Origin of the sequence: Keratinibaculum paraultunense, from assembly GCF_016767175.1 — a bacterium.
Classification (GTDB): Bacteria; Bacillota; Clostridia; order Tissierellales; family Tepidimicrobiaceae; genus Keratinibaculum; species Keratinibaculum paraultunense.
In genome coordinates, this window is sequence record NZ_CP068564.1 from 1391247 (window position 1) to 1403638 (window position 12392).

Genomic DNA, 12392 nt, shown 5'->3' on the forward strand with positions numbered 1-12392 from the left:
TATTTCACTCCTTAAATTTTAGCGAGTATTTCATACTTATTCCCTTCGTTATCTGTTTGTACTTTGTCATAGTTTACTTTTACACCATCATCTAGATCTATAGCTACTCTTGATAAAGCTATGTGTCCTATTTTTTCATCATATTCTTTACATTCTTTAAGCTGTTTTATAGTCTTTTCTAGTTCTTTTTCTAGTTTAGACTTTTCTTTTGCATTTTTAGTGTTTGCTATGTCATTCTCTAAAAACTTTATTTTATTTTCATAAACTCTTTGTACTTTGTGTAAATAATCTATTCTAACTTTTCCAGTGGTATCTTCATTGTATCTATGCATATAGATTAAAGCTTTAAAACCATTTTGTTTTCCACTGTCATATAGCCAATATATTGGTCTATTTTTATATGTCTTTACATGATCCTTGTAAAAGTCATTTATAAAGTAATTTCTTATTTTTTCTCTAGGTGTACCACTACCTTTTAAAGAATCTGCTATAAATTCAAGATTTTCTTCTAAATTTTCTTCTCCAAAACTTACCTTGACAAATTCTATAAATCTATTTACTAAATCATATTCAAAATATTCTTCATCTGTTATTAATGCTACATTATCTTCTACTGGTTTGAATTTTTTATATCTATTTATATCAAATTCTCCACCAGCATATACTAATCCTTCTTCATCTAAACTATATCGTCCAAATATACATCCTACTCCATAGGATATAAAAGATTTAATTACATCTTCTTTAGTTAAAATATATTGATTTCCTTTTATATCATCGTATATATCTTCTTTGTTATCAAATATTTTTGCTATAGTAATATCTTTGTCTGATACTTCAGGTGTTAATTCATCCTCTAAACCATATATTTCTATAAAAATTTCATTTAATCTTTCTTCATTCTCTTTAAGTTTAGCAAAGTTAGAATTTGCATATTCTTTCCAATTTTTATAGGCTTCTTCTATAGTGTTTGGAATTTCGCCTTGTTTTTCTTCATCTAGCAGTGGATGAACTTTGAAATCCCATGAGGTTTCAAAGGAGTCCCAGTCGATTTTGGAGATAGAGATGTTTTTCTCTCCAATTTTTTTGATTAATTCTAGATCTTCTTGATATTCGATATCTACTAAAGGAAATTTAGAAATCTCACCAGATTGAAAATTCAATGTTGGATTTATTTCCCCTAGAACATAATCAAATACTCTTGAATTTAATAATGCTAGATAAATAACTCTATCTTCTATATTTGTAAATAAACAGCACCCTCCGTTATCAAAAATAAAACCTTCACCGAAAGCTCTTATACTAAATTTTTTAGAAGTTACTGTAGACCAAGTTAATCCTGGTTTCATAAAGAAATCATAATTAGCTATCACTGCAGTTGGTATTGATCTAATTTCTTCTGCATCGTTTTTCCAATCTATTAAGTATTCATTATTTCCATACCACTTCCTATATCCACCGCCTTTATTGTATGGAAACCATCTTTTAATTATCGTTTTTTCTTTTATTATTTTAGTTTCTTTAAAATTAATATAATTAAAATTAACTTCATGCCATAGTTTTAAGAATTTTGCATTATTAGAAGTAGAATTTCCTTTCCTAGGCTTAGCTACTTTCCCTAAAGAAACACCTTTTTCAAATATCTCATAAATCCTTTCACTAGCCCAATAAGCTATAGGACTTCCTGGTATTAATTCAAAATTATCTTGATTAGTTTCATAATAATATCCACAATCAGGATTTTCTATAGCTTCTAATGTTTTTATCCTTTGAACTTCCATTCCACCTTTGAAATCCTCAAGTCTTATATATTTACCTTTTTTATCATTCTTTTCATTTTGCAATACAAAAGTGCATATTGGCACTGTAGCTTCTTCAAAGGCTGAATATTCCATTTGTATTAAACTCGACATATGTTTATTTCTTAAAATATATTCTCTTAATTTTTCATAACTAGATATAAACATCCATACAAATGGTGCCATATATGCTGAATATCCACCTGGTTTACACATTTCCACATTGTTATAAATAAATACTGAAAATAGATCTCTCTTATAATCTGGATAATTATCCCCTACATATTTCTTAAGTTTACTAGACATCTTATTTAAATAAGGTGGATTAGTTATCATTACGTGATATTTATTATTTAACATTTCCGATATATCTAATATATTGTTCAACTTTTCTTTTGTTTTCTCTATATTGGTATCTCCAAAAGAAATCTGTCCTTCAGCTTCTGTGTCTTCTACAAACTTTCTTAAAAACTCTATATCTAAATATTTAAGTTTTAGTATGGAACCAATTTCTTTGGCATTTTCAAACTCTCTTATTAAATATTTTATATCTTTTATAGCTTTTCTTCTATTATCTTCATCCATAGATATTCCCATAAGATCCAAATGATTTTCATTTATATTCGTACTGTCTTCAAAAACTCTTAAATTGTTTTTTATACCTTTATTAAGTATTCTTCTATTATATTGTCTTCCTTTCATCATAAGGGAAAAATAAGCTAATTGATAGGCTCTTTTATCTATGTCTAAACCATATAGATTATTTTCTATTATACTTTCTGCTGCTTCCCTTTCGGTATATCCTTCTTCTAAGTAAATGTGCATCAATATTTCAAATGCATATATAAGAATATGTCCACTACCCATTGCATTATCAAAAACTTTTATATCCTCAGGGGATATTTTTTCATCTATATAATCTATTTCTCCCGGCATTAAATACTTCATCTTTTCCCTTAATTCGCTGTCTGGATTTCTTTCAAGCCAATACTTTCCTAAAGAGTTTTCTACCATGTATTTTACAACCCATTGAGTTGTAAATAATTGAGTAGCTGCAGGTATATCTTCTTTTTTTATATTTTTCTTGTATATATTTATAACTTGATCCCTATATGCTTCGTTATAATACTGATACAGCCATCCAATTATCTCTATCTGCCCTGTTTTTTCTATATTAAAATAGTCTTCATCTATTTCTTCTATTAATTTATAGACTACTCCATTCTCATCTATATAAGATATGTTTAATAATAGTTCTGCGTAGTCATTTGTTTTTTCAAATAATTCTGGTAGCTGTTTTCCTAATGCATTACATTGTTTTATGAACATAAATTGAAACATCTTGTCCATAGCTTGGGTACTGCCATCTAGTTTTAGTTCATCTAGTTTTTCAAATTCTTCTTCTGTTATGCCTATATTAGTGTCTCTATAATAGGTTATAAATTCAGGTTCCTTTACTCCTTCTTTACCAGAAGATAATACCCTCATCTTATCTGGCATATAATTGTTTACTTCCATAAATCTTATGGCAATTATTCTATTAAACCAAGTATATGCTACTTCTTCTACTAAGGTTTTATATGCTGTTTTATAATTTGATTCTTTTTCTCTTTTTCTTAGTTCTTTTACTAGCTTCTTATACTTATTTACATCTTCTCCATATATTCTATAAGGTTCAATCTCCCCTATGTCAAATATAAGCATGTCTTCAGTAGACTCAGGAAGAGGGTCATTAATACCCTCTTCTGTTATTCCTATAAGTCTAGCTTTAGTTTCTATATCCTTTATGAGTTTTTCTCTTGAGTATATAGAAAAATTTTTGAGTGCTGTTTTATCCATTTGTTATCCTCCTAAAACTCAATATTTAAAATAGTGTTTTCTTCTAATTCTTTTTCAATTCTTGATTTTAGCTCATTTATATATTTATCTAAGTCTTCTTTTTTTTCTATCCTCCATGAATTTATTGGATTGATGTCTTTTATATTTATAATTTTTCGTACTTTAACTGGTGGTACTGTTGTTCCTCCTGTATTTCCTTTTCCATCAGTTTCATTTTCTTTGTCTATTTCTATTATATCTTCTATTTCTTTAGTTATTTCATTTAAATATCTCATTTTTAGAGTCTCTGCTTCAATTTTAAAACTATTTACTTTTGCAACATTGTTACAAGATTCAGCTCTTTTTATAAGATCATCAAAACTATTTCTATATTTATATCCAAATTTATCCTCTAAACCTGTCTTTTCTAGTTCTTCCATAATCCTACTCTTTGCCTGCTCAATCTCCTCTTTCACAGGTTCCAATTCTTCGTCTAAAATATTATTATATATGTCTAAAAATCTATCGTTTAATTCTGGTAAATCCTTTATTTTATTATAAGGTCTTGTCATGTTTACTATGTTTTTCATATCTTCTACTATTTCTTCTATTTCTTCACTTAATATATAGTTTTTACTTTCATTATATATTGATATATAGTGTTGTGTTTTATCCCATATGTTTTTTTGTTCTCCTTTGAAAAAAGATTTTATTGGCTGATACTCCTCTTCAAAATCTAAATACTCATCTTCATTTTTATTTACATATTTAAACACATCTATAGGATTTGACATTCCTCGTGTTTTGTTGATTAATTCAATTCCTTCTTCAATTATTTTTTCTCCAGGATATTTTCCTCTGTTATAATTATCCTTTATGGCATTCAATTCATCTATCATTTCTTTAGCATATTCATTAAATTCTTTTACCATCATATCTGTATCTTCAAAAGGTATTTCCTTATCAAATACTATAGAGGATATGTTTTTCAAACTTTTTATATATCTTTCATCCACTATTTCTTTTTCTTCTATCAATAATTTTTCTGCATATTGCTTTTTAGTTATATAATCTATTATTTCTTTCTCACTTTCATTAAATAAAGAAATAGTTTCTCCATGTAAAGTAAAACTTATTTTACCATCTAAAAATAATTTTGCAATTATCCACTCTATATCTACATCTAAAAATCCATAAGGTGCTTTTGAAAATTTATCCTTCACTTCTTTAAGTGATATTTTACTATGCTTTTTAGTCCTTATTTTTATATAATTTAATATCTCTCTTATAGCATTTTCATTAGGTGTATCGAGAACATCTAATTGCACATCTTTTTTGTTTCTATTTTTGAATAGATTTCTAATATCCGATTCATCCATAGGAGTGTCTATATAATCTAATTTATGGTATACAGTTTCAATCAATTTTTCTAAACTTTCCTGCACATTATATTTGAAATCCTTACTTTTTAGTTCTAATTTATCTCCATTTACATAAAATTTAGCTTCTTTTAAAGCTTCTTCTAAATAGAGTTTTCCTCTGTTTTGGTGTTCTTTCATTTCTACCCGTTTCAAAGCTCTTATTTCTTCTATTTTTGGAATATTGCTAGCACTGGATATCTGTAAATATTTTTCTATTTTCATTTCTGTTTTTATTTCATCTATAAAGGCTCCATCATTTGGCAAATCTACAAAAACTTTATTTTCTTTTTGACTATTCATTCTTAGAACACTCTCTATTCTATTTTTTTCTGAATTAGGAGTTATTATCTCAATTCCTATATCAAATGCTTGATTAGCAACATAAGGCTCCCCATCTACCCATCTATTAAATCCAAAATTATATCTATTGCCAAATTTACTATATCTTACTTTGTCTTGGGAAAGAATCCCAGCATATATAATTTCTGAAATCTTTTTAGTCAATGCTTGAGTTTCAATATGTTGTCTTTCTATTTGTCTATTTATTTCTTGCTCTTCATTAGTTAAGAAAATATATATATCTCCATTTTTTTGCACTAATGTCTGCCTAACTAAAATATTTAATGCATTTTCCACTTTATCTTTTAGCTCTATCCTATCTTCATATATATTAGATACCATAAGAGTAGTAATATTTTCTAAATTAGCTTCTATTTCTTTTACATATTTTATTAAAAACAAAGTTTTTAAAACATTTACATTGAAATTATCTTTTTCTTTTTTTGGATTTATATAATTATTCTCTAAAGCTTTAGTTATAACTGCTGAATGACTATGATCTAAAAATTTATCTAATCCATCATAAAATATATTGAATGGAACTAATGCTCCATCTTCTTCATCCATTATTGCTTCTACGCTTTCTTTAAACAAAGCCAACATGGAACGTTCTCCTTCTGAAAGATGTTTGCCACTAGCTCCATGCTGTCTTATAGATGTTAAAACACTGCCTAATAAATCAAATTGATATGGTACAAAAGGATATACTTCACAAAAATCCTCTTTGTTTTCATAAAGTTTCTTCTCTATTCCATCATTAAATATAAGTAAATTTTTTATTATAGTTTCATTATTTTCATACAAAACGCTTAAAGTTTTATTAGCAGTTTCTGTTTTTTCTAGTATACGGAGCTTAATAACTTCGTCAACATTGGCAGAGGTCAGGTTTAATCTAGTATCAAATCTTCCTTGTATTTTAGAAAAATCCCTTCCCTTCACTTCTGTTATAGAATCTATATCCTGTTGACTTGTCACTACTATCCATGCTTTTCCTTGACAAGCTGTTCCTAAGTCTTCTGTTATAGTTTGTAAATTAAGCATTAAATCAGTATCATCGCCTATATATTGTCCCATTTCATCCACTAAAAATACTATATGATGATTTTCCTCTTTGCTATCTAAATATTCTTTTACTAATTGTGCAAATCTGTCTATGCTTATTTCATAAGGTCTTACTGTAGTCCTACTCCAATCCCTAGCTACCTCTTCACTCATAAAACCTATATCAACTAAAGTCTCTACTACTTTATCTTTATGAAATTTAAACTTATGGCGATTTTCTACCCAATTTAAATTATGCATTTCTTCATATCTTCTTTTAAATTCTTCATACATTCCGTCTTCTGTTAATTGCCTTTCCAAATCTGCTAAATGAGGATCTGTGCTAAATCCCTGCATTTCATTAAAAACCCTTAAAAATACATTTAATATACTATCTTTTCCCTTAGTTCCTGCTGACTTACTTTTAGAATCTATATTGAATAAAATTACATCTGTAGGAGTATTGCATGCAAGTTTCATATCCGCTATTACCATAGGATCTTGTATTTTCCCATCTTCTAAAAAATAATCAATAGCTTTTTTACCATCTACTTCACGATTTTCTAATAAATATGATAATATCTTTAAGAAATGAGATTTACCACTTCCAAAAAACCCAGATATCCAAACTCCCATTTTATCTGTATTTCCAACTATTCCCTTTTTGTAACTACTAAAAAAATCTCTAAAATGCTTCTGTAGCTCCTTTGTTACCACATATTCTTCTAATTCCTGTTTAACATTTTCTTCATCATCTTGTCCCACTTTTATGACACCTTGTATATCTCTATCAATTGGCTTTGCAAACATATCTTTTATTTTCATAATATACTTCCCTACCTCCTTGTTTACTTACTTAATAAGTGGAAAAGCTCTATAGTAATTTTCATCCTTAAATTCAGAAAATAACATTAAGCTTTGCCCATCAAATTTACCTGGATAAAAAAGTACAACTGGAGCTCTATCAAATACTAAGTGAAGTTTATTTAAAATTCCATGAGCTCTTAAAAAAGGATAAATTTTCCCTACTCCTGTAATAAATACGACAGAATTATCAGGTGTATTTTCATCTATATAAGTATTAAAATAATTATCATCATAATCCATATTAAGTAAATCATATACAGAACTTATTAAATAATCCATACCATCAATTTCTTCCATTTCTATGCAAGTTTCAAGTAATCCCTCTTCTTCTATTAAATCAATCATAATATCATACAAATCATATATTTTTAATACATATCCCTGAGGTTTTTCTTCATGTTTCTTCTTTAATTTTTCCAAGTACTTCCTTACCTTTAACTCTTCTTCAGCTGGATAATCAAAAATGTAATATCCAACTTCATTGCTAAGACCTTTGTTTTTTCTAAAATCTTCATCACTTATTATTTTTTCAATCATTCGTAATTTTTCATCTAATGTCAAATTGCCCATATATATTATTCCCCCAAAAATATCCTTAAATAAGGATATAATCCATTGTTTTTCATTTCTCTTTCTAAATTAATATCCAATATTGGTTTTTTTACTACTAATGAACCCTTTTCTTCCACTATAAGATTTGCTTCTTTTAGATATGTTTTATAAGCACCTGCCAATCTTTTTTTGGTTTGTGATGTGAAATTTGCGACTTTTTCACTTTGTTCAGATTTGTTTTTTAAAAATACCATTATATCACTATTATCAAAATTTAAATTACCTAATATTAGTTTCTCTCTATATATTTCATACATAAATTCAAAAAACAATCTATCTGTCATCATTATGCCTAATATATTTAATATTTTTTGATCTGAAATTGATAAATCATTAAACATAATAGATATTTTTTTGGGTAATGCCCTTGTTCGTTTAGATACTTCATTTATCATTTTTTTACCATAATCATCCGATGGAGCTAGTAGTATGTTTTCTTCTTCTTGCATTTTTTTTATTTCTGCATCCTTTAACCCTTCACTAAGTAATGTATTATATTTTTTAAACTCTTGAAACCAAAATCCTTTGCTTACAGCCCCAGCACTATATTTTAATTTATTTACATTAATAATATTCATATTTTACCTCCCCACACAATGATATACTGTATATTATTATACCATTGTATGGGGAGTATTTTCTATTTTATCCTTTAATTATCCTGAAAAACATATTCTATTTAAATAAAATTAACTACTTAACATTATTTATATTATTAACCTCAATATCCATCTCTTCTTCCGTAACAACCTTATACTTTATAGTTCCTATTGTTAACAATATAGACGCTATAATGAAAAGATATAAACCAGATCCACCTGCATTTACAGTAGTACCAAAAAAATCTACACTTTTTGAGCTAAGAAATGCTATACTACTAATCACTGCTAATACGCTACAAATTAATCCCAATACTTTATTCAATTTAGTTCCCTTCAATAATTTATAAACTGGATATATATAAAATATTAAAAGCAAATACCCTTGTTGTTGAAATCCAGAAATCCTTAATATTCCAGCATCTACCCAATTCATAAACAATGATATAATAGCTAAAATAGTTGAAATAAATATTAACTTTCCTCCAAAATTCCATTCTTTGAACTTAATATTCACAGATTATCCCTCCTTACAAAGCATATTCATAAATTTTCCTTTCTCGTAATAATATATTACAATTTTAATAATATTTTGTCAATGGAATGTATGTTTTTGTGGGATTTAGTTACTATATTCCCTTAAAGATCTTTGTGACAAAATTGGTTTTTATTAGCTTTTTATGCTAATCTAATACTAAACAATAAAAAAACCCTCAGCACTTCCAAGGGTCTTTTCGTTGATATATTATCATTACTATTAAATCAATAGCTTATTTTCTGCTCTTTACATATTCAATGGCTTCCTTGCCAGTTATATACTCAATGTCAATTGCAATAATATAAGTTTCATTACATCCGATTATTTTCTCATATTTAGCTTCTTCAGGTTGATCTCCTGAATACTTTTCAACCAAATCCTTAAAAACTTCTAGTCTTTCATTCCCTTCTACAACTCTTGCCTTGCCAAATGCAATAACACTACGAAAATAAGTAGTATATTCTTCACCTACTATAGTATCTTCATCTATTACTGAAAAAGATACCTTTGGATTCTTCATAATAGCATCTACTTTATGTCCTGCTTTTGCTGAATGGAAATATATTTTTTCATTTAAATAGACATAACTAATTGGAACTGCATAAGGATAGTCTTCGTCACCTAAACACGCTAAAAGACCATTGGTACACCTATTCATTACAGCTACTGTGTCCTCCATTTATAATAATTGCTTACTTCTTCTCTCGGCACTATGATTTTTAGTTCTAGTCCCTTATTTACTTACAATAGCTTAAATCCTTAGAATACTAAAACTTGCTAAATGGGTTTTTCTTGTATTCTGGTGGCTTTTACAATAGCTTAAATCCTTAGAATACTAAAACTTGCTAAATGGGTTTTTCTTGTATTCTGGTGGCTTTTACAATAGCTTAAATCCTTAGAATACTAAAACTGTGTTCCTGGAGAAGGTCATTGAAAATTTCTTTTACAATAGCTTAAATCCTTAGAATACTAAAACTTTTATCCACTTACATTAACACAGATAATACTTTTACAATAGCTTAAATCCTTAGAATACTAAAACATGTCAGAGTTCGATTATCTTGTTGCAGAGCTTTTACAATAGCTTAAATCCTTAGAATACTAAAACGCAGGCAGAAAACTGTGCTAACTACCTAGCCTTTTACAATAGCTTAAATCCTTAGAATACTAAAACTCAAAATCTGCAATAAGTCAATATTATTCAGGCTTTTACAATAGCTTAAATCCTTAGAATACTAAAACTTGCTATTGCACATGGGTATGCTCCCATGTCTTTTACAATAGCTTAAATCCTTAGAATACTAAAACCTCTTGGCTTTAATAAGTTTGTTGGTGTAGCTTTTACAATAGCTTAAATCCTTAGAATACTAAAACTTCCTCTAAGCAGAGTGAAGGGAGGGGATACTTTTACAATAGCTTAAATCCTTAGAATACTAAAACAGCAGAAGAATTAAACTATTCATACGACTACTTTTACAATAGCTTAAATCCTTAGAATACTAAAACTATCTAATCCCGATACAGATGGCAATTATCTTTTACAATAGCTTAAATCCTTAGAATACTAAAACATACGTTCTTCTCATCAGCCGTTGGAGTATCTTTTACAATAGCTTAAATCCTTAGAATACTAAAACAGAAATAATGTTAATGTAGAGGAGATGTAACTTTTACAATAGCTTAAATCCTTAGAATACTAAAACAGCAATGTACATCTTAGGGGGATGGGCATACTTTTACAATAGCTTAAATCCTTAGAATACTAAAACGGGGAGTGTTTAGACTATCTAATGAATGAACTTTTACAATAGCTTAAATCCTTAGAATACTAAAACTACTGTAGAAAACCCACTAACCATGTTAGACTTTTACAATAGCTTAAATCCTTAGAATACTAAAACAAAAAGAGGGGGATAAAAATCCCTCACATTCTTTTACAATAGCTTAAATCCTTAGAATACTAAAACGGAAGAAGGCATCAAAGCACAAGTGGATCACTTTTACAATAGCTTAAATCCTTAGAATACTAAAACCAATTTAATCTCTTATAGTGCTGAGTCAGGCTTTTACAATAGCTTAAATCCTTAGAATACTAAAACTTTCAGCGTCTCCACCTTGACATACACTTCCTTTTACAATAGCTTAAATCCTTAGAATACTAAAACCAGAAAAAAGCCCTGTTGCCGAAGCGTTATCTTTTACAATAGCTTAAATCCTTAGAATACTAAAACTGCTTTTCCTTGCACGTGGTAGCTGTTTTTCTTTTACAATAGCTTAAATCCTTAGAATACTAAAACGTATGGCTTTCATTTATATAATAACCCCCTCTTTTACAATAGCTTAAATCCTTAGAATACTAAAACAAAAATCCCCGTCAGTTTGTTCAACTTCTTCTTTTACAATAGCTTAAATCCTTAGAATACTAAAACAGCTGGAGGTGATAGTATATGTTTAATAAACTTTTACAATAGCTTAAATCCTTAGAATACTAAAACGCCTAGGTGTGAAATAGTTGCTGTGAAGTGCTTTTACAATAGCTTAAATCCTTAGAATACTAAAACGCAGGGGTTTAGGACCAGGGGATTGGCCAACTTTTACAATAGCTTAAATCCTTAGAATACTAAAACTTACTCCAACTAACTCTGTATATCTTTTTACTTTTACAATAGCTTAAATCCTTAGAATACTAAAACCAGCCAATATGCAAGGTTCTATTAGCTTAGCTTTTACAATAGCTTAAATCCTTAGAATACTAAAACGTTCCAAATTTACAACTTGCAATCCCACCACTTTTACAATAGCTTAAATCCTTAGAATACTAAAACCAATGAAGCAAATCAAGCTTATATGAGATTCTTTTACAATAGCTTAAATCCTTAGAATACTAAAACGCTGTTTTCAACTGCATTATATAGCATTGACTTTTACAATAGCTTAAATCCTTAGAATACTAAAACTCATTCTGTGATATATAATATCTTTTATCACTTTTACAATAGCTTAAATCCTTAGAATACTAAAACCTAAAACTGAATCATCTGTAAGGAAAATTACTTTTACAATAGCTTAAATCCTTAGAATACTAAAACAATGTAAATCCAAAACTACAGTTGGACTTGCTTTTACAATAGCTTAAATCCTTAGAATACTAAAACTAGAATTTATTATTGTTCGGTCAATCCTTTCTTTTACAATAGCTTAAATCCTTAGAATACTAAAACTTGTTGAGTTGGGAAATAACCTTGCTACTACTTTTACAATAGCTTAAATCCTTAGAATACTAAAACCATATTTATCGTATATATCCTTGAGTCGTACTTTTACAATAGCTTAAATCCTTAGAATACTAAAACCCCAT

General features: G+C 28.1%; 6 protein-coding genes and 1 CRISPR repeat array (1 of these 7 only partly in view). All 6 genes read right to left on the bottom strand.

The genetic code is table 11. The features are described from left to right. Positions 1 to 11: 11 nt before the first annotated feature. Positions 12 to 3638 (bottom strand): BREX-1 system adenine-specific DNA-methyltransferase PglX, encoded by a 3627-nt coding sequence (gene pglX, locus JL105_RS06900; RefSeq protein ID WP_132026815.1) that lies wholly within the window; start codon positions 3636 to 3638, stop codon positions 12 to 14. 11 nt (positions 3639 to 3649) lie between these two features. Next, positions 3650 to 7243 (bottom strand): BREX system P-loop protein BrxC, encoded by a 3594-nt coding sequence (gene brxC / locus JL105_RS06905; protein WP_132026817.1) that lies wholly within the window; start codon positions 7241 to 7243, stop codon positions 3650 to 3652. Positions 7244 to 7270: 27 nt separating this feature from the next. Then, positions 7271 to 7855, bottom strand: a complete 585-nt coding sequence (locus tag JL105_RS06910) for a DUF1788 domain-containing protein (protein WP_132026819.1) — start codon at positions 7853 to 7855, stop codon at positions 7271 to 7273. A 5-nt stretch (positions 7856 to 7860) separates the two neighbouring features. Continuing rightward, on the bottom strand, positions 7861 to 8475 hold the full coding sequence (locus JL105_RS06915) for a DUF1819 family protein (RefSeq protein WP_132026821.1): 615 nt from the start codon (positions 8473 to 8475) through the stop codon (positions 7861 to 7863). Positions 8476 to 8590: 115 nt separating this feature from the next. Next, positions 8591 to 9013 (bottom strand): hypothetical protein, encoded by a 423-nt coding sequence (locus JL105_RS06920; RefSeq protein ID WP_132026823.1) that lies wholly within the window; start codon positions 9011 to 9013, stop codon positions 8591 to 8593. Between the two features lie 253 nt (positions 9014 to 9266). Then, positions 9267 to 9713, bottom strand: a complete 447-nt coding sequence (locus tag JL105_RS06925; protein ID WP_132026825.1) for a pyridoxamine 5'-phosphate oxidase family protein — start codon at positions 9711 to 9713, stop codon at positions 9267 to 9269. A gap of 59 nt (positions 9714 to 9772) precedes the next feature. Further along, a CRISPR array of direct repeats spans positions 9773 to 12392; the repeat unit is 36 nt; unit sequence CTTTTACAATAGCTTAAATCCTTAGAATACTAAAAC; it runs 523 nt beyond the window's last position.

Excerpts from the sequence above, each read along its gene's own strand:
- JL105_RS06925 (WP_132026825.1), bottom strand. The coding sequence starts at position 9,713 with ATGGAGGACACAGTAGCTGTAATGAATAGGTGTACCAATGGTCTTTTA.
- brxC (WP_132026817.1), bottom strand. The coding sequence starts at position 7,243 with ATGAAAATAAAAGATATGTTTGCAAAGCCAATTGATAGAGATATACAA.
- pglX (WP_132026815.1), bottom strand. The coding sequence starts at position 3,638 with ATGGATAAAACAGCACTCAAAAATTTTTCTATATACTCAAGAGAAAAA.
- JL105_RS06915 (WP_132026821.1), bottom strand. The coding sequence starts at position 8,475 with ATGAATATTATTAATGTAAATAAATTAAAATATAGTGCTGGGGCTGTA.
- JL105_RS06910 (WP_132026819.1), bottom strand. The coding sequence starts at position 7,855 with ATGGGCAATTTGACATTAGATGAAAAATTACGAATGATTGAAAAAATA.